We start from the raw sequence: 24,127 nt of genomic DNA on the forward strand, positions 1-24,127 counted from the left end.
AAAGCAAATAAGGATGCTGCATGCTGGTTTTGGTGCAACCTTGCATGCAGCATTTAAAATTAATTTTGGACTGCGATACGTATAACTTTTACAGTGTTGTCTTTATCTTTTATTTTTAACAAATAAATACCTGTTTGAAGACTGCTCACATCAAATTGCGTTGTCTGGGTATTTGCAGATTGCTTATTTAATATAGCGCCTGCCATGTCAGTCAATTCAATTTTTCTATTAGTAGATGATTTTTCAAAGTTGATATAAAGTGCAGTGGACGCAGGGTTTGGATATACTTCCGCTTTATATTCGGTACCTTCCAAGCTGGTAATAATAAGCTGTCGCACACTAATTTTCCCTTCAGCTACAGTAGCTTCAACCTCTACAACTTCATCTAAAACATTTGTTCCAATAGGAATATCTACAAATGATGTTTCATCCATAGGGAAACCGGGGTATTGTATATTAATTCTATAAATGCCGGTTGGTAAACCGGATATGTCGAATTCTCCTTCATCATTTGTAAATACATAAGCAACAAGAACGAAAATCTCCTTGCCTCTGCCTGTTCCCTGCGATCTGCGCGCTGTAACACCAGCACCTTTTATTCTTGAGGTTTTTTCTGTTCGTTCACCGGTTCCGTCATCTTCCTGAACAATACCTTTAATAATACCGTCTTCTACCAAAGGTTCAGTAGGCTCGAGTTGTGAAAGTATATCAAGCTCCGATATTGAATTCTCTATAAATAAGGTGTCGGCTTCTTCCCAGAAAATGGTGCTGCTATAGTAGGTTGGTAGCGCACGTTCCTGCCCTACCACAAGGGTGTCTGCAAAACCTACAATCTGGTAATCGTCTAACACAACATTATCAAAGAGGTATGTACCATCCCCGTTTACACCAATAGTACTAATGGTGTCATAACCATTGCTGGCGGTAACCCTGAGCAAACGCAGTGTGCCTGCAGTCGCGGGTACGCTGGCAGACATCAGCAAGCTTCCGGATAAATCGGCTGTAGCTAAAACATTTACCGGCACTGTTTTAAGCGTTAGTCCTGTTACTATACTATTCGTTAACTCTACCGTATAAGCACCCATATTATTTCTGCCAATGCTTTCGATGAATAGTGTATCACGTAGAGCATCAGTAATATTTACTTCATTAAGTTTCCACTGATAATTATTGACTGTGCCACCGATGGTAGTCTCTAAGATATAATCATCGCCAGCAGCCACTAAAATTGAATCAGGGAAAGCTATTATATCTTTTTGATCCGCATAATTAATACCCGGTACATCCACGTTATATTCAAGGGAACCAAAATCCAGGTTGTTGCGCGAAACATCAGCCACAGTAATATCAGTAAGAATGCTGAGATCAGGTATAGCTTGCAGGTTATTACCAGCCAGATTGATAGTTAATAAATCATCAAGGATAAGTGCATCAGCAGGGATAGATCCCGTAAGGTTATTTTCAGGAAGATTGATGGCCGTAATCTTATCGTTTGTAACGGTTATGCCAAACCATGTACTTACATCGCCACTTAACCAGTTTGTACGATTAGTCCAATTTGGTCCGCCTGTGGCTTGATAAAAAGCTTGGAGTGCTAATGAGTCAGCCGACAAAACACCGCCCTGAATATCATATGTTAAGAAAGCAAAGTCTTCATCATTGCTGTTGGATGAAATTGTAAATACACCAGGGCCTGGTTCAACATCAACATCGGTGTTTCCCTCTCCGTAAAAGATAACGCTGGCTAATTCATTCTGACTATTCAGTTTGGAAATTAAACCAAAAGAATTTGGCATTGCTGCACCCCAAATGAATGTACCGGTTGAGGATAGTTTGGTAATGAAAGAAGAGGTCTTGCCGTAAAACTCGTATTTAGCCGCAGAAGGATCCAAATCAATTGTTCCTTCAAAACCACCTGATATTAACAAATTCCCATCTTCTAAAACACTTAATGATACTGGATAAGCTTCATTAGAAGATTCAAAAGCAAAAGCATTAATAAATGCACCGTTTAAGTCGTAGATAGCCACGTATCCATTGTCACTATCATTAGTTGCAGGTAAGGTTCCACTACCCGATGTGCCTGTAAAATTTGGTGTGCCCGAGTAGCTTCCTGGTATATACAGTCTGTTGTTTGTTTCATCAATAGTTAAACTTCTAAAATCAGATCCGTAAAGATTAGTATTGGTTACAGCCCAAATTGATGTGCCATTGGCATCATACTTACTGATGATCATTTCTGATGACCCGCCCGAATCGTTTGCCTCATAAGTAAGATAAATATTATTGGTGTCATCAGTGGCAAGCGACATTGGATACTGATAGAGATCTGGATCCCCTATTGGAATTGACCAGATGTAGTTTCCATCATTATCGTATTTGGCAAGAAAAGTTATCACGCCTATTCCACTATTAGTAATAAGGGCTGTGCCTACGCCAGGATCTGCGTCAATATCACCGCCTCCAAAGCTTCCTGTAATAATTACATTTCCTGCTTCATCAACTTGTACTACATCTATTCGAGGGTAGTTGCCTGTGTTGCTTAATAATTGTTTGGCCCAGAGAAAATTTCCGGTAGGAGAGTATTTAGCGAAATAAGGGTCTCCGTTCAAACCGTTACTGGTAAGTGTGGTAACACCAATGGTAGGGTCAACATCGAAAGTGCCTGACACCATACCGGCAATAATAACATTGTTACTGGGATCAGCTGCCGTTGATTCATGATCAACTCTATTTCCATTATCATTAGCAAATGGATAAATCCATGCTAAAGCACCTGTAGATGTATACTTACCAATAAAATTATCATCATTTGAAACTGAAGAAGAAGTTAAAATTTCAACGCCTGCACCGGGATCAAAATCAATGCTGCCAATAAAGTATCCTGAAATAAGCATGTTGTCGGCATTGTCCAGATTGTAATCTTCTAATGAAGCAAAGCTTTCTGCATTTTGAGAGGCTACTTGGTAAGCAGCAATCAACTCCATATCTGTATCGCTAACAGGATTGAGGGGCTCGTTAATAAGTATCAATTGATCAGCAGCCTGGTTTACGATTATTTGACGGTAACCACTTGGCCATTTAACAACTACACTATCAATTACCGTAGCGCTACCTGTGCCAAAGTGTGAGAGCAAGCTATTTTGGTTAGCAAAGCCATTAGTAGTAATTACCTGGTGGTGTCTCCAAAATCCATCAGCTTTAACGGCAATGCGTGCCCCAATTCCATTGCGGTTAGTTGTTGAACCTGTTAACTTTATTTTTAACCAATGATTAGCATTACCTGTATTGCGGTATAACCCATTGGTAGTTCCGGGATTGAAGGTTGCAGAAACGGCATCAAGAAAACCATTGTTATCATAATCACCCAATGCAATACCAGCAAAAGTATTACTGTTTTTAAAAGTCTGGTTTAATTCACGCGTGAAAGTTCCATCACCATTATTAAAATAGACTGTCCATCCGTTAGGTGCTAAGGTATTTTGATCAGTAATGAGATCTATATGACCATCATTATTTAAATCGCCAAAGGCGGAGCCTCTTCCTCCTCTTACCAATTCACCAAGTCGTATCGATGCAGGTTCCTCAGTAAAGTATCCATAACCATCATTAATAAAAAAAGCATTTTCTCCAACACCAGTCGATAGCATAACATAGATATCATAATCACCATCATTATCAATATCAGCTACAGAAGCACCTCTGGTTAAACCTGACAGAGTAGGAAAAGTAAAGCCATCATAAAATTGATTTGAATTATTGCCATAAAACAGACGTAGTGAGTTTACATTAGAGTTTGGCGAGGGGATGAGGTAATCAAGCCTTATATCAGCATCGGCATAGAAGGCGATGTTGTTCCACTGGCCATTATCGTTAATATCATTTTCGATTCGTGTAAACACATCGTTACCATCATTTCTAAAAAACACTTCATTAAACTGTGTGCTTGAAATACTGATATCAAGATCGCCATCAATGTCAAAATCTCCCCATGTACCTGCTACACCATCGATAGGTAAATTAATTTTTGTGAATGTACCATTACCATTATTTTTATAAATCTGTACTTGATTATCGGTAAGGGCAGTAGCAAAGCCAAAATCAGGCACAAACAAATCGAGGTTACCATCATTATTATAATCGCCCCAAGTACCACTCCGGCCATCGGCAAAGTCAATAGCATTTGTTCTTGTAAAAGTTCCGTTCCCATTATTTCGGTATAAGCCACCTGATAGTGAGTCGTTAACCCCCAATGTATAAATATCTTCAAAACCATCGTTGTCAAAATCCCCCCAAACACCACTGTACATACTTGCGTTGTTACCATCAGTAGTAAGGTCGCCACCATTTTGCCAGGTGAAAACACTCTCTGCTACTACTGTAACTTGAGCAGGACTTGTAGTAAGTGTAAGCGATGGAACCAGACTGTTGGTTATGGTAAGCCCCCACGTTCCGGCATTGGTGGCTTGAACAGAAACTATTGAAATAGTGCTTGCTATTTCTGTAGGTTGAATAACATTGTTTAGTCGCCAGGTATAAGTGTTGGCGCTGCCGCCAATACTAAAGGCTATGTTAAGTGCATTGCCAGGCACTAGCGAAATATTTTGTGGCGTCCCTATTTGATTTTGTGGAGCATAATTAACTGGGTCACTGAACTTAAGAATGTTAGGTTCGAGAGCATCGAATTGCAAATTATTATTTCTGACTTCAAGGTAGTTCAATGATGTGGTTCCGGAAAAGTCGGGTAAAGTGCTAAGCTGGTTGTTACTCACAACCAGTGTATTCAAATTTGCCTTGGCAGCTAACGATACAGGTATAGATTCGATTTCATTAAAATCGAGAAAAATATCAGTTAGTAGTGGTATGTCACTTATTGTTGTTGGGATGTTGCCAGTGATACCGCAGTAGGATAAATATAGAATAGTGATGTTTGGAAGACTTAATACCTCTGGAGGAAAAGCGCCAAACGTAAAGTAGTTACCGCTAAGCCACAGCGTACCCAGATTGGTTAAATTAGATATGCCAGCAGGGAGTGTTCCTGTTAATTCATTGTGACTCAGGTTTAAAAAATTCAGGTTAGTAAGATTTGTTAATGACGCAGGAAAACCACCGGTTAATCTATTTCTGATGATATTATTTTGACGACCATTAATAAAATTACCACCAAGATCTAACCTTGTTAAAGAGGATAGGTTACCCAATTCAGTGGGTATGCTTCCAGTTAATTGACAGTTTTGTAATTCAAGGATAGTCAGGGTTGAAATATTTCCAATTTCTATTGGAATATTTGTAATCAATGGATTGTTATTTAAAATTATAACCGATAAACCAGGTATTGTTGCAAGAGATGTTGGAATAGGACCAGATAAAAGATTGTTTAATAATCTTAATTCCAACAGACTAGAAATATTTCCCAATGTTGTTGGAATACTCCCTGTAAGTTGGTTGGTGCCAAGATCTAGGGTTCGCAGATTAGGCAAGACGCCTAACTCTGAAGGAATTGATCCGGTGAAACTATTATTGGCCAGGTTGAGTACCTGCAACGATGCTAGCCTACTCAAGTCAGGCGGGATTGTTCCTGACAATTGATTGTTGTTAAGTATAAGTGTATCAATTGCTGAAAGGTTACTGAACGAAAGAGGTAAAGATCCTTGTAAGAGATTATTTGCAAGTGAAATACTACTTACTCTGTTGCCATTTAAATTAATACCATACCAGGTATCCAATGTTCCACTAAGCCAGTTAGTATTATTTGTCCAGACAGCACCATTGGTTGCATTATAAAATGAAACCAATGTTAAGGAATCCGTTAGTCGTGTTTCAACAATATCTATGGTAGATAAATTTCCAACAAGTGGATTTGCTGTAAGGTAATTAACCGCGCCCGCACTTTCGGTATACGCAAAAACAGAGTAATGATAGTTGACATCTGCCGCAAGGTTATTGTCTGTAAAGGAAGTAACTGCACCCACCGATACAACCATACCATCACCAATGTTATTTCCAACGTTATACGTAAAACCATCTTTTGGAATAGAGGTAGAGGCAGCGTTGGCTCTTCTCATAACAAGATAGCCATCAGCACCAGCTGCCGGTGTAAAAGCAACATCAATGCTTGATGTTGTTTGTCCTGGGAAAGTTAGTGCCGTTGCTTGTGCAGCAGGTAAAGTCGATAGTAAGGAATAGCTAGCTAAGTAAGCCTGCTGGAATCCAGTGTCATTAATGAGGTTGTAGATATTACTACTCGGATCAAAATCTATTGTTTGCGTAATGTTTCCAATGATTGAAAAACTGGATCCTTGTCCATTAATAAGACCTGCCGTTTCAGACACACCCGATGCACCGTAATTAAATCCATCCAGTAAATTACCAGTGTCATTAAGCACAATTAAATATGCATCGCTTGCATTTTCGGGGCCGGCATTGGTTAATTGCTTTGTTCCGGCACCTGGATCAATATCCATTGATAAGCTACTGAAAGTTCCACAGATAACTATTCTGTTATTGTCGAGTGCCACTAGTGATGTTGCCTGATCGGCCCTGCTTCCTCCCCAGCTTCTTACCCAGTCTAAGCCACCCGCACTATTGTATTTAGCGGAAAAGGCATCGTTAAGACCATTGCTTACAATGTTTTGAACGCCAGCACTTGGGTCAAAGTCGGCTGTTTGATTGAAATTACCAGCAATGTAAATATTCGAACCAGCGTCAACAGCTATGTCAACGGCATTGTCGAAGTCGACACCACCCATGGTGTTGTTCCAAACTAAATTTCCATTTAAATCAAATTTACTTAGCCAGATATCGCTGGAACCTGCGGGGCTTTTTAGAAGTGTAGTAGGACCTGGATCCATGTCTGTTGTTGTCTGAAAACTTCCTGTGACTATGAAACTGCTTGCATCCAACGCAATACTGGTAACGAATAAATTAGGTAAAGCATGTGCCCATTGTAAAGTGAGTAGGTCATCATACTTAGCGATGAAACGATCTTGCCCACTAGTTGCAGCACTTAAGTAGAGTTCTCCAACACCAAAATCGAAATCCACAGTTTGTGCAAAGTAGCCATACATATATGCATCGTTATTGCTGGCTACTACTATTTTACTAATACCATCGTTACCAGCACCCCCTGTTGCAGAAGCAGATTCGAAAGCGCCTGTGGCAGCATCAAAGCGGGCATAGAATGCATCAGAGCCACCTAAAGATCCTAAAGAAAAATCTGTAACTCCTGGATCAAAATTAGCAAAGCCAAAAAAGTAACCCCCTATAAGTACCTTGCCATTTGATGTTAATGCAATAGTATTAGCTGTTTTATCGCCCAATCCTGAAATTGCCTTGACATAAACCAATGCACCATTTGCACCATACTTGGCAAAAAAGGCATCAGCTACACTTGGCGACTGACTTACCAATTGTTGGGTAGCAACACCAGGATCGAAGTCTGCGGTGCCTCTAAAAAATCCAGTAACGTAAGTGTTACCGGCATTATCAATCACTGATTCGTAGATTTGATAGGCAGGGAAAGTTCCTACCACAACACGTATAGGTTGTTGTACACGTTGTATAGCATAGGGTAACTCTTGGGCTTCTAATACAAGAGTAAACAAGCAAAAGGCAATGAGATGAAATGCAGATTTTAGCATAGAGGGCAGAGATTAGGTGAATTCTTTTACAGACTTTCCGCTAGATCGAAAGCTTCTGATTATTAAGTGCTGGAGAATTCAAGCGAAACGTATCAACAATTTAGGTAAAGGCAGTTTCGATTTAATTCAGAGGTTAGTAGCTGTAATTAGTTGGTGAAAAGAAGCTTATAAAAAAAACGGTCAATCAAATTTTATTTGTTAAAAGTGAAAGTGTGTAAGCCGGCCAGCGACTTATTTCTTCCGTCTTCGTAAGTAGTTTCATTCCACTGCAAAGTTAGTTTTACAGTATTGGCTGAGATATCCACAATGGTCACCTCTATGTTATCGTTTCTTCTAAATTTTGTGCCGCTATTATCCACAAAACTCCATGTGCCAGATCTTGCCCAAACAGGAGTTGTGCCAGTGGTTGTGTAGCCTGTAGTTGTAAACGTGATGCTGAAGTTTTGAAATAACTCACCAATATCAATGGTGTTGACACCTTCGCCTAACAATACTCCATCAGAAGCAGGGATGTTCCAAGTGCCATTTCCGGCAGTTAATATTTCTGTCCGCAGCTCTGCCTCTGTAGGCGGGGTTACACTTGGATCATCTTTGCACGCAAAGGCGAGTATAAGCAAAAGAACAAAAAGCAGAAGGTGTTTAAATGATGTTTTCATAAAGCCAATATTTATATCTAAAATACAGCAAACAGCGGGATTGAACAATACCTAGTTTCTTGTATTCGAAGTGATTAGTATAAACTAAGGGCTACAAAAAACAAAATCCCGCAGATTAGTTTGTTCTGCGGGATTTCAGGGGTTTGAGTTTGTCATTTATTGTATAACTACCCTGACTATTTTCTTAAGTACAGCGCCTTCCTTTATTTGGAGTAGATAGGTGCCACTTTTCAGGTCGTTTACGTTGAGAGCATTTTGCTTTTCTGGCGCTTGCTGTTGTTTAAGTCTGTTACCGTTAAAATCAAGTAAAACCATTTCACGCTTGTTTGAAACATCTTCAAATTCAATCTGAATAGTTTCTACAACGGGATTGGGGAAAACATTTGCTTTAAACTCAGCGGCTTCAAATATTCCGGTTACAATGCGTTCGCGCACAGTAATTTTACCATCAAAAACTGTAGCGGCTACTTGCACTTCAGCTTCGCGACCAACGCCAATCGTAAAATCAATAAATGAAGTGGAATCCATCGGATTCCCCGGATACTGCATATTTAAACGGTAATCACCTTGCGGCAGATTGGGGAAATTAAAGTTACCCTCATCATCAGTTACTGTATAACCAACAAGGATGTAGACTACATCTTTACCACGACTGGTTCCTTGCGTTCTTCGGGCAGTAACGCCAGCACCTTTTATTCTGCTTGTTCTTTCTATACGTGCATCATCTATGCCATCATCCTCTTCTAAAAAACCACCAAGTATACCATTACCTTCAGAGGCACCAGGTTTAGCATTGGCTATAATATCCAATCCATCTACGCTATTGTTCAATACTACGGCCTCAGCTTCTTCCCAAAAAATGGTATTTCCATTATAGGTAGGAATGGATTGTGTATGCACTTGTTCGTTGGGTTTAGCCAATAAAATGTAATCAGCCAGTATCACATTATTAAAAGTGTAGTTGCCAGTAGTATTAATTATGTTAACCTGCGCAGTGTCATAAGCTCCACTTTCGGTGATGCGAAATAATTCAACCACACCTGCACTGGCTGCTTCGTTCGCACTAATGAGCATCCGGCCATCAATTGATGCCACAGCAAGAATATCTACTGGTAAAGTTCTTAAAGTAAGATTGGGAACTAACGAATTTGTAATGTCTGCTTCATAACGCCCCATATTATCTCTATTGATGGCATCAATGAAAAACGTACTATTAGCACCTTCATTAACTAATACGTTGTTGCGTTTTATTGCATAATTGTTTTGTGTTCCACCAACTGTTGATACAAATGTGTAGTCAGTCCCAACATTTACTAACACTGTATCGCCAAGGTTAAGGCTAATAGGTTTTTGATTTGAATAATTCACCACCGCACCAAGACTGACATTAGGTTCTAATGAAGCAAAATCAAGGTTGTTATTAGAAACGTTTAAACTGGTGAGCGCAGTCAGGCCAGAGAAATCGGGAATACTGTTGATGTTATTATCGGCAACATTAAGAGTTGTTAAACTGAGTATGTCGGCAATTTCTGAAGGCATACTACCTGTAATATTTGCTGCATCTAAAGTAATAGCTGTAATGGAATTACCTGTTTGCGTAATACCCTGCCATGTATTCACATTACCACTTAACCAATTGGCATCTTTTGTCCATGTAACAGCACCAGTATTGTTGTAGAAAGTTACGAGCGCCAACGAGTCAGTTTCGAAGTTTCCACTAAAACCTGCAGCAATAGTGAATAGTCCTTTTAAACCTTTAGAATAACTGGTAAGCGTTGTGTTGCCATTATTGCTTATGAGGTTACGCTTACCCATACCTTCAAATTGATTTCCGGACACAGCTCGTGCGGCAACCGCAACAGATGGAAAAGCCACTGCGTTATCAGGGAACTGAAAACGAATATAAGAGGCAGTATCTGTTTGTGCCGATGCATTGATGCGCCAGGCCACAGGAAAATTGTTTAACAATGAATCGATACCGGCACCTGCTGTATATCCCGCAGGAAATGTTTCGATTGAAGCCGTGACTTTAGGCGCAACACCAATTACTTGTGTAAGCGTCACCGGAAATGCGCTGCTACCATTGCCAATAGGAAAATACTTATTACCATTTCCTAAGTGCGTAAGGTAGCCAGAAACATAACTTCCGTTATTAGCATTTACAATAGCGCTATTAGCAACCAGTAGCGTGTCTGCATTGGTAAGTATAATACCATTTTCTAAAAGCAACGAATCCAGTACTTGAGTATTGGTTATGAGTGTGGCACTGCCAATACCACGCTTTGCTAAACTGCCAACGGCTTGGTTGTTGTGATTAAAACTATGGTTAACATCGTAATCAAGTATAATCTTTCCATTGCCTGGAATGTAAGTTCCTTGGTTTGTCCAACTATCTTTTAAAATTAAAATACCGTTATTAGTAAACGTACCTGTATTTACCCAATCGCCATTGGTGGAAAGAGTGGTAGTACTGGCAAGGTCAATACCATTGCTGTTAACAATGAATTGAGCCTTAAGCGACAATGTTGTAACCAGTACAAGAATGACTAATGAAATTCTTTTCATAATTAAGCCAGATATAATGGGTTGAGTTCTTCTTTAAACTGTAAACAATCAATACCCGTTTACATATTTAATTCAACCAGTAGTACTAAAAATATAAATCATAAGAAGCTACAATCAATGTTATTTTCTTTATATCGAAATAGTTTAAAGAAGTGATTAAATCTATTTGAGCTAAAGATGGATACATAAATTAAGGTGCCGTATATGCAAAGAAGCGTAGAGCTCCAGCCATGTAGATGCCTACAATGCCTTGATTCGATGCTATCACAAGTGAATCTACAATTGCATTATTACCTAAATCACCATTAAAAATGTAAATCATATCTCCCTCATCAAAGGCGACACCGCCACTAAAGGTGAATGAAGATGATGCATCCTCAATAAAGTAAGCAACTGCTCTTGTGGTAATTAAAGTATTAGTACCAGCGTTTAAGGTAGCTGTAGATACTTTCATACCTCCCTGGAAAATTGCAAAGGCATTTCCATTAGCAAAATTAAATGCTCCTAAAGCTAATCCCGCTGGTGCATTAGTGCTGGCAAAAAGGGCAGATGCGTTGTTGGTGGGTTCCTGATTTTGAAAATTACCTGCACTCCCTACACCATCACCACCTTGTTTCTCGGCATAAATAGCATCGTTCGTTCCAAAGGCTCGCGCATACATTGCGGCACCGGTTCCCCTATTTAGTGCCTTTATAGCATCACCGCTACCATTTGTTTCACCCAAAATAGCTGTCGAATCGTTTACAGGGTTACTAATGGTAAAGAATGCGGCATTTCCTAAACCACTTGTAAATCCGCGTAACGCAGCACTGGTATTTCCAGCATTACCAATCTGAAATTGCCCTGCCCGTCCTGTTGTACCTAAATGATTTCCAAAAATGGCAGAGCCTGTGCCATTTGTTTCACCATACAGCGAAGCGTAAGGGCTGCCTGCATTGGTAATGCGAAATGCACCAGCTGCATCGCCTATACCTTCATGTAAGCCATATACAGCAGCTGATCCAAATTTAGAACCCAGCGATTTTCCGTACACACCAAAACCATTTCCTATATTATTGCCATGTACTGCTGCACCAGTAGAGTCACCGTTGCTTTGTGCGTACAAAGCGAAATTCTGACTACCAGCATTGTTAATTGAAAAAGCACCTGCGCGACCATTAAGTGCATTAGTATTTACGCCAATGGCATCATTATTATTAGCAGGATTGCTTACTACAAAATCTGCCGCGCCATTGGTGGCAGATGTAGTGCGGGCAAACAATGTGCTGAAAGCTGCATTAGGATTGATGGTTTCAAAATGTGCTACACCAAAGTTGCCTGTATCTGTACTATTATACACTATACGTAAGGCATTGCCATTAGGTGGGATGGTATTTATCGTATCTACAACAGGAAATTGCAGTTTAGCAGAACTCTGCCACGCAGCGCCATCCCAAATGAAAAGTCCTTTTAAATCATTATCATAAAGTAATAAACCTGCGTCAGCAACGCCTAAAATACCACCCATGGCTGTTCGTTGTGCCGTACTAAGCCGAGGCATAATAGCACCTTGATTGCCTGTTGGCGATTCTACATGAAGTGCCGCATTAGGATTTGGTGTGCTGGTGCCAACACCAAGAGATTTATTTTGTGCGAAAGCCAGACTTGAAACTGCTAATAGCAGTGCAGAGAGGATAACTCTGTTCATAGATTTGTTAGTTAAATAATAAGTTAAAGCCTTAATGTCACAATATATTGAACCGTGACAGATACCACAAGTTAAGTTTATGGCATTTATCAAAATACCGTGATTATGGTATTTTGAATTCCGCTTAATATTGTTGATCGTTATTAAAGTAAAGTGGAATATTAAAGTTATTACTCGGTATTATGCCAACTGTAGTAGCTACAGTCACAGCTCTAATAGTACTGTTTTGGTTGAGTTTCCGCAAAATATTTTTCCGATGTGTTTGTATGGTATGAAAACTCACACCCAATTCGTTTGCAATGTTTTTAGAACTCATACCCTGAGCCATTAATTTTAAAATTTCCTGTTCGCGATGTGTTATGAGTTTTTTCATATTGTTAGGGTTTATTAACTCTTTATGAAGCATCTTCAAAAAAGTACCCTTTAGTGGGTATAATAATTTTATTTTCATATAATTGAGGTTTGAGGGTTACCTAAACCCCATTACTACATAAATTTTTGAGCCCAAGGTTTTCAGATATAGTTGAACAGATAAAGGAAAAAGGTGACCGCGCGTTAACCGACCTCTACGTGCGCTACAGATCGGAGTTTATTCAATGGCTTTGCGGAAGATTAGGTTGTGATAAAGAACTGGCTAAAGATATCTACCAACAAAGTATTTTAATTTTTTACGAGAATATTCAAAGTGGGAAATTGACCACGCTCACCAGTCAGGTGAAAACCTATCTGTTTAGTATTGGGCGAAATAAATATTATGAGGCGGTACGAGAACAAAGAAAAGTTGATGCCCTTAAACCATATGAAATTGATGAGGAAGGACTGCCAGAGGAATTATTGCAAAAAGTAGAAACTAAGCTCGAGGTTTTGGGCGAGCCTTGTCGCAGCCTTTTGATAGAGTATTATTATCACAAAAGAAGCATGGAGCAATTGGTGGCAATATTTGATTATAAGAATGCAGATTCTGCCAAAAACCAGAAATATAAATGTCTGGAACGTTTGCGTAAGCTGATGAGAGATAGTGAATAATTGATGTTTAATAAAATGCAAGAGAACTTAGACATAGTAGAACGTTACCTGGAGGGCAATCTCTCTGAACAGGAGCGAACTGCTTTTGAAGAAAGGCTTTTGCATGATGAAATGCTACGGCTGCAAGTGGATGACATGAAAGTGATCCGCGCTGGAATTATGCTGGCCTCGCGAAATGCCACATTACAAAGTCTTAAACAGTTAGAAAACACTTTGCCTTCAATTGAAACCAAGGTGATTAGCTTTTGGTCCAATACCTGGCTGCAGGCAGCGGCAGTTTTGTTAATCGGTATTGTAGCATATGTCTTATGGCCCGTAAACAGTATTGAACAGAAACTTTTTGCCACACATTTTGAGGTTTATCCAAATGTAATTAGTCCAACCGTTCGTGGTGGAGAAGCGAACGATAGCACACTTCGGGCAAAAGCTTTTCGTGCCTATGATCAAAAAAAATATGAGGAGGCAATAGAATTATTTCTTAACATCTCAGAAAAGGACGAGGGCATATTATTCTATTTAGGCAATTGCTATCTGGCAAATGGTCAAGTAGAAAAGGCCCTTCCTGTTTTTGAAAAAGTGCTGAATGAGTATGACATATTTGATGAACAGGCTGAGTGGTATCTGGCTGTTTGCTTTTTAAAAATGGAGGAGCGGGAGCGCGCCACACAAGCATTAAAAAAGGTGGTGGCAAGAAATAGTGCCTACAAAGAAAAGGCACAGACTATTTTGGATAAACTTAATTAACCCCTATATCATGAAAATGAATATTTTACCAAAACTAATACTGATCGTTACAGTATTGGCTAGCGCTTGTGCACCAAAAAAGGATGATTCTGAAGTGTTAAAAAAACTCACCGTTATTGAACAAAAAATTGATTCATTGTCCAGCGCTAATGAACCAAATTCTTCTTCAAGAACTTCTGACCCAGATAAAGATCATGTAGCAGGTCATATAATTGACCCACCAGATGATGATAAGATTATGAAAACATCTAAAATGGCAAAGATTGAAATTCATAGAAGTATTCATGAATTGACAGCGGGCGATATAATTTATGGAATAAACAGTAGGCAAATCAGCGTATCTAAAAATGATACTGTTTATTTCTATTTAGCCTATGATCCAAGTGGAACGAAGAAAAAATATTATGCTTACGATTTGTGTCTAAAAGACAAGTGTCATTAATCTTCTTAGAACCATTACCAAGCTAAAAGGAAGATTTTATTTCCTCATCTTAATGTAAAGCATTGCGCTAATACAAATGAGGCCAAATATAATTGAGTAAAAAATTGAATCTTTTTCCTTATTAAATTTTGTGGTGCCATCCTCACCGATAAATACCAAGCCAGCCCAGTACGCTGGGTGGCTTGTGTAGTTATCCGATGATTGTAAGTATTGCTGTTTGGACAGCCTTAACCCCTCGCTAAAAGTTTTTCCTTCTTCTAAGTGTTTATAGAAGTTTTCAAACACCTTCAATGAAGCCTGATCGTTAAGTTTCCATAAACTTTGCATAACGGCTTGTGCCCCCGCAGAAAGGAAACCACGTGCAAGACTGTACATCCCTTCACTCGCCTCATATGTTCCGGCACCACTTTCGCAGGTACTGAGTACCACAAGGGCAGACGGAATGTAGTGTCGGTATAGTTCAAAAGTATACAATTTCTTTTCAGACGCTTCTCCGTTGGGGAATTGTAAGTATGAAGTATAGCGGTTGTTCGTATCACTTTTACCATGTACTGCTAAATGAATAATAGATGCCTGAGTTGCATGTTTAAAGAAATTTTCTTTTGTACACGATTCCTGGTTAAGAAAAACTCCATCAGAATAACTGGCCAGCACATCAATTTCAGATTCGGAATTGCTTAATGATAATGGGTCGTTTGCATGCATACCATAAGCCATACCAAGTACATTGCCTGTGCCAGAAAAGTTATCAGTTGTTTTGTTTACTGATGTAATTGATAAAGCATAGGATATCTTATTGGTATGAAGTAAATAATCGAGCTCTTTATAACCTTTCTCTTTGCCTGAATACGATTTTAATAAAGCATCAAAGGGTATGTTTAACAGAGCATTATCGGCAATAATAATAATGTCTTCAGTGTGATTTATTGCTAAAATTGGACCAAGTAATGTATTGTATAATTTAAGCGCTAACTGAGCATACTTCTGATGTTCAAGAGATGGGTGTTCTAAGTGAAATAATAGAGAATCAAGATCTACTTTAATTACATCACTCTTACCTAGATTGAAAAACTTACTTCCGGAAGCATTTATACTAAGGCCATATACTGCCTGATTGCTCCAGGTATAATCTATAATCGTTTTATTTTTTGCAGCACAATAAGCCTCAAGATTTTTAAGCGTTGGTAGCGAATCAACTTTGGCATTGGCATAGGCCGGAAACGATATGGATAGTGCTTTGTTATAAGTTGCGCGCTCTCGCTCTAAACTGTCAGTTTTTTTGGTTAGGTTTTCTTTTTCCTTTTCAGTTGTGGCAAGACCAACCGAAACCTGCCAATAGGCTGATTCCTGTTTTAGTTGCCTCAACTTTATCACAGCATCATTAGGTAGGTAGATTTCTTCAATACTTTGCTTATTCAGCCGGCTGAGCATTAATTGAGACTTCGTTCCTGCTACATAGTCGTATACTTCTTCAATATGGTCTGCCGGGTTTTGTTCATAGTATTGATTCAAAACATCAATACCTTCAGCCAGATTTGGCCATATATGACTTATGTTGATAAGCTGTGTGTTTTCATTAGCAAACAGTGCAGCATTTGATTTTAGGACGTTATTAGCAAGATTGTAGCATACAACACTTTGGTTCAGGTAATTTGCATCTTGACTTATTGTATATTTTTCTTTTAGTAATGCTCCCTTTAAACTCAACATTCCAACAGCAGTTGACTTGTCTATCCAATCGCCAGCACTTGGATTTATATTTATTGATTTTTCAAAAGCTGATCTGGAAATTTCAGCAATAGCTTTTTGTATGTAGAAAAGACTGCTATCGATTTTGTTAAGTTCTTTTAACAGAGACGCGTAACGGTAGTAGGTATAACCTTTTTCAGGTGATGGTGACGGATAATGTTGGTTGCGATAATGTTTTACTTTTCTATAGTAATACAGTGAAGAATCATAACGGCCCATTACTCGATGTAGGTATGCCAGATTCATGTGTACATCAGAATGGTTTTCTACGCTGTTATTGATAAGTACTTTAAGAGATTGATTATAAGTAGATAATGCTCTACTGTATTGTTTCAGCTTTTGCTCAGCAAAAGCCTTATTGTTTAAAATGGTAGCCAATGTTTTACTGTTTGCTTTAGTACTTTCAAAATGAACTGATGAGTCGTAATAAAGGGTGGCGAATTGATACTCTTCTTTTGAAGAATAAATATTGGCCATAACACTATAGGCTAGTCGTGTTAGTGCTGAATCCCTTTTAGGCATTGTGCGAAGTGCCGACAACATTAATCTGCCATAATTAATACCCATATCAAAATCAGATTTTAACCGTGCAGTGGCTGCGAGCCTGTAAAAAAGTATGGGGTGATAAAGGGATTTCGGATAATGCGATTCAAGCAACTCACGCGCCTGAAGTAAGTACTTTTCTGCATTAGTATAGTCATTACGACCAAACCTGTATAACGACCCCAGTGTTAAATAATAACGCATTTGTAAGGGCCTATCTCCATTTTTAATTAAATGCCTATTGTTCTCAAGTACGGTAATACCTTTTTCATACGCCTGAGTATTGTAGGCATGTTCAGCCTGTAATACATAAAGCATTAATTGATAAGTCGAATCATAGGTATTGACTTGCTGAACCAGGAATTGTGCGCTATCAATAAAATTTTTAGCGGCTGAATTCTCCTTTACCAATAATTTTATCTCCGCCAGGGCTAGAATAGAAGGTAGTAAATCTGAAGGGTCTTTTTTTTGTGAAATTTCTGCTCTATAAGCTTGTTCGGCTTCTACAAAAAGTCCTGAAATTTTCAAGGAGTCTGCTACTGATAGATCTGAGGATTCATTAATTGAATTGTTATGCTTCTTGTTACATGATTGTAAACCCACAGTTAGCAATAAGCAACAGCAGAAAACAGTTAATGCTGCGCTTATTGGTTTTTGTTTTATTAATGAGTTAGGCTTGGGCATTTCATGTGCTCATTTATATCTGAGCATCTAAAAATAAATGATTTATGCGTGATGGTTGCTATGAGTATGAAGTGCGCTGAAGACAAATGTGTAAGTGTTGAGGATAAAAAGTATGCCATCATCTGCGGTCTTTCTTCAAAGTTCTGTGTAAAATGAAGCCTTTAACCATTCGTATTTCATTCCATTTTTAAGCACATGAGGTCGATATTAAATGCATAATCTCCAGCCATATCAAATGGCTTATTAACAGCCAATCGATTAGTAATACACCTACAAAAGAGCTGCGGTAATCAGAAGCATGGATTTCAGCTGGAAGTAGTTAAATCAGAATGACATATTTGATGGAGCGCTGAGCAGTATAAATAAGACAAAGTGGCATATTTATTTTTATCTCTCCCTATTTTTAAGTCAAAATGGCTTAAAAATTGACTCGGCATAGATTTTCCTGATAAGCTTTCCAAAAAGGATTTTGAAACTTAAACAATAAAAATTATGAGCCTTATCAAGTATAACTCCGTTGTAAACGATTTTGTACCAACATCATTCGGTCATGTAATTGATCGTTTCTTTAATGAATCTGTTGCACGTACTGGTGGTTCTACTGCCTACTCTTTTGTGCCCAAAGTAGATGTATTCGAAGATGAAAAAGCTTTTGAAGTGCAGGTAGCTGTTCCTGGTATGAACAAAGAGGATTTTAAGATCGACATTAATGAAGATCGCCTCACAATAAGTGGAGAACGTAAATACAGCAAGGAGAAGAAGGAAAACAATTTCCGTTCTATTGAAACAAGCTACGGCTCCTTCAGCAGAACATTTACCTTGCCTGATAACATCGATGTAAACAAAATCGAAGCGGCATACAACAATGGTATTTTGGAACTAACACTTCCGAAAGACGAAAAGAAAATGTTGAAGACAAGCATTCGTGTAAAGTAAGCTTATTAAAACAACAGAAGACAGGGTTTAGGTAGTATCGGCACAAAGCCGATACAGGTCGAGGAGTGATCCTGGTGGTTCGGGATCAGAGAAGGCATTCGAAAGAATGCCTTTCTTTTTTTAACTAACCTCCTTTTAACACGTTATTACAAAGTGTAGTTGCACAATTAGTCTTATCTTTCAAATCTAGTATAAACCGGCAATTATGAAGCGTTATCTGTTTGTGGCTGTGGTATTGGTTGCGGCATTTGTAGGAGGAATTGTGGGCTCTATTTACACAGCGCGTTTCATCGACACTTCTGTAAGCACTTATAATTCTATCGAAGAAAGACAAAACAGTCTTCTTACTAATTATAAAACGGACACAAGTTATCAGGTGCCACCGGGTTTAGATTTTTTGGCAACAGCTAAAAGTATTACCCCAGGTGTAGTGCATATCAGAACCTCTTATGGCCCTGGTGATTTTAGTTTTAATCCTTTAGCCTTTCGTCAGGATTGGTCAGCCCGCTCTTCGGGTTCAGGAGTTATTGTTTCTGATGATGGTTATGTTGTGACCAATTATCACGTGATAGAAGACGCCACAAACATTGAAGTGGTAATGAATAACAACCAACGCTTCTATGCTAAACTGATGGGTGTTGATCCAAGCACTGATTTGGCCTTGCTTAAAATTAAGGGGAAACAACTTCCTTTTGTTAAATATGGCAATTCTGATAATGTGCAACTAGGAGAGTGGGTATTGGCTATTGGTAATCCTTTCGATCTCAACTCAACAGTCACTGCAGGTATAATCAGTGCAAAGGCGCGTAACATTGGCATATTGCGCGATCGCAACAACTTGCAGGTAGAAGCATTTTTACAAACCGATGCTGCAGTAAACCCAGGTAACAGTGGAGGTGCGTTGGTTAATTTAAAAGGTGAATTAATAGGTATTAACTCTGCCATTGCTACCTCTAACGGAAGCTATCAGGGTTATTCATTTGCCATACCTGTAAGTCTTGTAAAAAAAGTAATGGACGACCTGTTAGAGTTCGGCCAGGTGCAACGCGGCTTGTTAGGTGTACAAATTACTGATGTTAATGCAGAGCTTGCTGAAGACCTTCAGCTAACCATTAACCAGGGCGTGTTAGTAAGCAGAGTAAACGAAAATAGTGCAGCACAAGTTGCCGGAATACAACAAGGCGATGTAATAGTTTCTATTGATCAACATACAGTAAATACAGTTTCTGAATTACAAGAATGGGTAGCGAGAAACAGACCTGGAAAAGAGTTAATAGTAACTTTTGTAAGGGCTGGAAACATGAAAGATGTGAAAGTACGCTTGCGCAATAGTGAAGGCTTGGAAAATATTGCCGTGAAAGAAATAAAATATGAAATAGGTGGTGCCACTTTTGAAGATGTGAATTATAAAACGTTGGCAGCTCTTCAGCTCGAAGGTGGGGTCCGTATTGCTTCGTTGAAAGAAGGTAAATGGAAGAAAAGCGGAGTTAAAGAAGATTTTATCATTGCTTTCGTTGATAAATTACCTGTAAATAATGTTGAAGATTTTAATCGTATCCTCGATTTTAAGAAGGGAGGCATACTCATTGAGGGCTTTTATGCCCAGGGAGAGAAGGGTACCTACGGAATTGACTGGTAGCTTTTGAAATTCCTGTTAGTTTTGCAGAGTAAATACTGATAACCATGAACAACTTCGGCATGCAAGAAGCACTCAAAGCTTTGGGTGTAAACAGATCTAATCAAGGCACTTCTACCGGCTCCAAATGGTATAAAACAAAAGGAGCCAAACTTGAATCTTATTCTCCTGCCGATGGTAAATTGATTGGTACGGTACAGGCATCTGATGAAAAAGCTTATCATGCTGTAATTAAACAAGCTTCCGCTGCTTTTGAAGAATGGCGTTTATGGCCTGCACCAAAGCGCGGTGAAGTTGTACGCCAAATCGGTGTTGCACTTAGAAAATACAAAGAACCACTCGGTAAACTTGTTTCTTATGAAATGGGTAAATCATATCAGGAAGGGTTAGGTGAAGTGCAAGAGATGATTGACATCTGCGATTTTGCAGTGGGACTTTCACGTCAGTTGAACGGGCTTACCATGCACTCGGAGCGCCCCAATCACCGCATGTATGAGCAATACCATCCTTTGGGTATTGTAGGAATTATTTCAGCTTTCAATTTCCCTGTAGCGGTGTGGTCGTGGAATACTATGCTGGCCTGGGTGTGCGGAGATGTTTGCGTTTGGAAACCATCAGAGAAAACGCCTTTGTGTAGTATTGCCTGTCAGAATATTATCAATAAAGTTTTTGAAAAAAATAATGTTCCGGAAGGTGTATCCTGCATCATCAACGGAGATGCTATTGTTGGTCAGTTAATGGCTGGTGACGAGCGTGTACCCTTGGTTTCAGCTACGGGTTCAGTGCGTATGGGTAAAGCAGTAGGCAGAACTGTAGGCGAACGTTTAGGTCGTGCGTTGCTTGAACTGGGTGGTAACAATGCCATCATTATTTCAGAACATGCAAATTTAGACATTGCTATTCGTGGTGCTTTGTTTGGTGCGGTGGGTACTGCTGGTCAGCGTTGTACAACAACACGCAGATTAATTATACACGAAAGTGTATATGAAGAAGTAAAAGAAAGATTGAAAAAAGCCTATTCGCAATTGAGCATAGGCAATCCGTTAGATGCCAACAATCACGTAGGGCCACTCATAGATAAGCTAGCGGTAAAAGCCTATAGCGCTGCCTTACGCAAAGTAAAGGAGGAGGGTGGCGAAATCTTGGTAAAGGGAGGAGTGCTTAACGGAAAAGGATATGAATCAGGATGTTATGTAAGACCTGCCATAGCCGAGGTCAGAAATGAATTTGAGATTGTTCAACACGAAACCTTCGCACCTATTTTATACATCATGCCATACGGTACAATCGAGGAGGCCATAGCTCTTCAAAATGGCGTAAAGCAGGGTTTGTCTTCAGCAATTATGACTAACCACATGCAGGAGATGGAGAAATTCCTGTCGCACGCAGGTTCCGATTGTGGTATAGCCAACGTTAACATTGGTACTTCAGGTGCAGAAATAGGTGGTGCCTTTGGAGGCGAAAAGGAGACGGGCGGGGGTCGCGAGTCGGGTTCTGATGCCTGGAAGGTATACATGCGCAGGCAGACCAACACCATTAACTACGGTAGTACTTTACCTTTGGCACAGGGGATTAAATTCGATATCTAACGGTCTGTATATCCGCGTATCATTTCCCGGTACTTTATATCCTTTTATTGGTTAGTGTATTTGTTATATAGGCCTATTTGTATATTTTTAATAAATAATCTACCAATTTTCCATGGCAAAGAAGTATAAGACCGTAATGTTGATTGATGACAATGAGATCGACAACCTCATCAATCAAAAAATGATAGAGGCTGCTTCTATTGCAGAAAATATCTACACACATACGGGAGCTAAAAGCGCCATTGAGTTTTTGAAGAATATGGAAAAAACAGGTGTGGCCGATCAGGTGTTGCCGGACGTTATTTTTCTAGATATTGACATGCCACTCATGGATGGTTTTCAGTTTTTAGACGAGTTCGAAAAACTTTCTGCAGTAGCGAAGAAAAAATGTCGCATTGTTATGCTCACCTCTTCAATCAATCCACAAGATTTCAACCGTTCTAAAAAATACGAAAACGTAAAGCTTTATTTAAATAAACCCCTTTCCCACGAAAGCATTATTAAGTTGGAAGTATAATTTGCTTTTAAGCCAGTTTAGTTTCTACTAATGAAGTGCAAATAAGAAACATCTTATCTCTTTCATAAGAAAGAACGTTTGCAAAAGGTTTTAGGGATTAATATTTTTCCCCCAATCATTATTCAAGCATGTTTTTCAAATTTCTCGTAGCTCGCAGCTGACAGCTAGCAACTATTAGTTATTCACCGGCTCTATATCGGTAAGTTGCTTAACAAATTTCTCATCAAAGCGAATAAGGAGCGTAGGTGCAAAATACTTCACCTCCAATGTTTTCAATCGTGGTAAAAGCGTACTGATTTTTTTTGCTTTTTCTTTCTTAGCCTCGCTGGTGGTAATTTTCAAAACCTTTAAGAACAACAAAATATTTTCGCAACTGTCTTTGCCGAGTAAACGGATTTGACGTTGTATGCTGTTACTTATCTGATTAAACAATTCATAATCCTGTAGCATTACATATTGTAGCGATAGCAATGCTTTAACCTCCATAAAAGTAATTGCATACTTCTTGAGGCTTACTTCATTTAACAGGTTATTCAAGATTTTGGCTGCTTCATCGTACTTACCCGCATAATAACAAGCCATTGCCCTATATGTAGTGTAGATGGTGTGCTTTGGCACATCCATTGGGTCTACTTCAAAATCCAGAAAAAAATTGTCATTCTCAGCGTACAAGTCCGCTTCATTGCCGAGGCGCAAATGCCTTTGAATCTTAGTAATCAGAAACTGAGCAGGGAAAGTATAGGTTGGGTAATTAACCAAAAGGTTAGTAGCCGCATCATTTACTTCCTCAAAGTACTTTTCAGATTCGCGATAAACCTTATAGTGGGTGTAGTACTCTAATCTTAAAAATTCAAACACCAAATTCAAATGATAATAAATTGAATCCAGGTTATATGTTTCAAATATCTTTTGAACTTTCGCGAAAACATCTTCTATCGACTCCAGATCTGGGCGGTAAGTATCATCAGGCTCAACAAAAAGCCTGTGAAAAATGGACATGCAACTATGGTAAACGAACAAACGATGCGATTCGTAAAGTTTAGAAACGTTATCCATCTCTTTTAACAAGAGGCTAAGGCTCAGTTTTTCAACCTCACCACCTGTAAACAGATAGTCTCCGTATTTCTTAAAATAATCGGCCAGCAAATCCTCTGCTTTATCCAGCGCCAGCATATAGGCCACATGGCGGTTATAAAGCTGAGAGTACTGGAAGTAATCAGGAGAATTAATGTTGAGCTTTTTGAGCGATTTATAGATGGTGGTCAGTTCGTTAGCTAAATCGTAATCAAGCAATTCCTTCTCTAACTTCTTAAGTGTAGCAACAGAAATGGCTTTTTTCTTCGTAAACAGCACTTCGTTGATGTTGGCAAGCTTCTTAAGTACATCTGTGCGAGGACTTTCGAGTTGTGCCATCAAATATTCCTCAATTTTCAGGTTGAGTCTGGAGCGCAGCGTATAATAGGCGTTGGCGTTAACCTCTAATTCGGCCATAATCTTGTTGTCGGACAGCTGACGCTCACGCAGTGACTTAAGCAGATAGGCGGATTTATCCGCATTACTCTCTACTAAACTGTCGTGTATAGCCTGGAAATCTTTTTCGGAAAGCTGTTTAACAATATTTTTGAGCTTGGCCATTAGATCGGTTTGTTTCAATGTTCAAGATAAAAAATATTTCTGTGCTCACAATATTCGTTGAAAGCTGTTTTACAGAAG

General features: G+C 39.1%; 14 protein-coding genes. 7 read left to right on the top strand and 7 right to left on the bottom strand.

From position 1 onward, the window contains the following. Positions 1-59: 59 nt before the first annotated feature. The 5 genes from SanaruYs_RS15060 to SanaruYs_RS15080 all read right to left on the bottom strand — a co-directional run bounded on the left by SanaruYs_RS15060 (position 60) and on the right by SanaruYs_RS15080 (position 12,921). The gene (locus tag SanaruYs_RS15060) at positions 60-7,640 is read right to left on the bottom strand and encodes a leucine-rich repeat domain-containing protein (RefSeq protein WP_127123411.1); all 7,581 of its coding nucleotides are present in this window, start codon (positions 7,638-7,640) and stop codon (positions 60-62) included. 191 nt (positions 7,641-7,831) lie between these two features. After that, positions 7,832-8,296, bottom strand: coding sequence for a hypothetical protein (locus SanaruYs_RS15065; protein ID WP_127123412.1), 465 nt, complete (start codon positions 8,294-8,296; stop codon positions 7,832-7,834). 156 nt (positions 8,297-8,452) lie between these two features. Next, positions 8,453-10,861, bottom strand: a complete 2,409-nt coding sequence (locus SanaruYs_RS15070) for a T9SS type A sorting domain-containing protein (protein ID WP_127123413.1) — start codon at positions 10,859-10,861, stop codon at positions 8,453-8,455. Between the two features lie 190 nt (positions 10,862-11,051). Beyond that, on the bottom strand, positions 11,052-12,548 hold the full coding sequence (locus SanaruYs_RS15075; protein ID WP_127123414.1) for a phage tail-like protein: 1,497 nt from the start codon (positions 12,546-12,548) through the stop codon (positions 11,052-11,054). A 124-nt stretch (positions 12,549-12,672) separates the two neighbouring features. Continuing rightward, a complete protein-coding gene (locus SanaruYs_RS15080) occupies positions 12,673-12,921 on the bottom strand; it encodes a response regulator transcription factor (RefSeq protein WP_160118679.1) in 249 nt (82 codons plus the stop codon). 125 nt (positions 12,922-13,046) lie between these two features. Between SanaruYs_RS15080 and SanaruYs_RS15085 the strand changes: the two genes are divergently transcribed. From SanaruYs_RS15085 to SanaruYs_RS15095, 3 genes are read left to right on the top strand one after another with little or no spacing between them, the layout of a single operon-like run. Further along, a complete protein-coding gene (locus tag SanaruYs_RS15085) occupies positions 13,047-13,574 on the top strand; it encodes an RNA polymerase sigma factor (RefSeq protein WP_127123416.1) in 528 nt (175 codons plus the stop codon). A gap of 15 nt (positions 13,575-13,589) precedes the next feature. Further along, complete coding sequence (locus SanaruYs_RS15090) at positions 13,590-14,318, top strand: tetratricopeptide repeat protein (RefSeq protein WP_160118681.1); 729 nt, start codon at positions 13,590-13,592, stop codon at positions 14,316-14,318. A gap of 10 nt (positions 14,319-14,328) precedes the next feature. Then, the gene (locus SanaruYs_RS15095) at positions 14,329-14,760 is read left to right on the top strand and encodes a hypothetical protein (RefSeq protein ID WP_127123418.1); all 432 of its coding nucleotides are present in this window, start codon (positions 14,329-14,331) and stop codon (positions 14,758-14,760) included. Between the two features lie 36 nt (positions 14,761-14,796). Here SanaruYs_RS15095 and SanaruYs_RS15100 read toward each other — a convergent pair whose 3' ends face one another. After that, positions 14,797-17,655: a CHAT domain-containing protein gene (locus SanaruYs_RS15100; RefSeq protein ID WP_160118682.1), complete on the bottom strand. Its 2,859-nt coding sequence runs from the start codon at positions 17,653-17,655 to the stop codon at positions 14,797-14,799. 573 nt (positions 17,656-18,228) lie between these two features. On the opposite strand from SanaruYs_RS15100, the gene SanaruYs_RS15105 reads away from it, so the two are divergent. The 4 genes from SanaruYs_RS15105 to SanaruYs_RS15120 all read left to right on the top strand — a co-directional run bounded on the left by SanaruYs_RS15105 (position 18,229) and on the right by SanaruYs_RS15120 (position 22,414). After that, the gene (locus SanaruYs_RS15105; protein ID WP_127123420.1) at positions 18,229-18,672 is read left to right on the top strand and encodes an Hsp20/alpha crystallin family protein; all 444 of its coding nucleotides are present in this window, start codon (positions 18,229-18,231) and stop codon (positions 18,670-18,672) included. A gap of 205 nt (positions 18,673-18,877) precedes the next feature. Then, on the top strand, positions 18,878-20,311 hold the full coding sequence (locus SanaruYs_RS15110; RefSeq protein WP_127123421.1) for a S1C family serine protease: 1,434 nt from the start codon (positions 18,878-18,880) through the stop codon (positions 20,309-20,311). A gap of 44 nt (positions 20,312-20,355) precedes the next feature. Then, complete coding sequence (gene amaB / locus SanaruYs_RS15115; RefSeq protein WP_127123422.1) at positions 20,356-21,897, top strand: L-piperidine-6-carboxylate dehydrogenase; 1,542 nt, start codon at positions 20,356-20,358, stop codon at positions 21,895-21,897. Between the two features lie 112 nt (positions 21,898-22,009). Further along, positions 22,010-22,414 (top strand): response regulator, encoded by a 405-nt coding sequence (locus SanaruYs_RS15120; protein WP_127123423.1) that lies wholly within the window; start codon positions 22,010-22,012, stop codon positions 22,412-22,414. Positions 22,415-22,588: 174 nt separating this feature from the next. Here SanaruYs_RS15120 and SanaruYs_RS15125 read toward each other — a convergent pair whose 3' ends face one another. Beyond that, positions 22,589-24,049: a hypothetical protein gene (locus tag SanaruYs_RS15125; RefSeq protein ID WP_127123424.1), complete on the bottom strand. Its 1,461-nt coding sequence runs from the start codon at positions 24,047-24,049 to the stop codon at positions 22,589-22,591. Positions 24,050-24,127: the final 78 nt, after the last annotated feature.

The sequence above is a fragment of the Chryseotalea sanaruensis genome, from assembly GCF_003990915.1.
In the GTDB taxonomy this organism is placed as follows: Bacteria; Bacteroidota; Bacteroidia; order Cytophagales; family Cyclobacteriaceae; genus Chryseotalea; species Chryseotalea sanaruensis.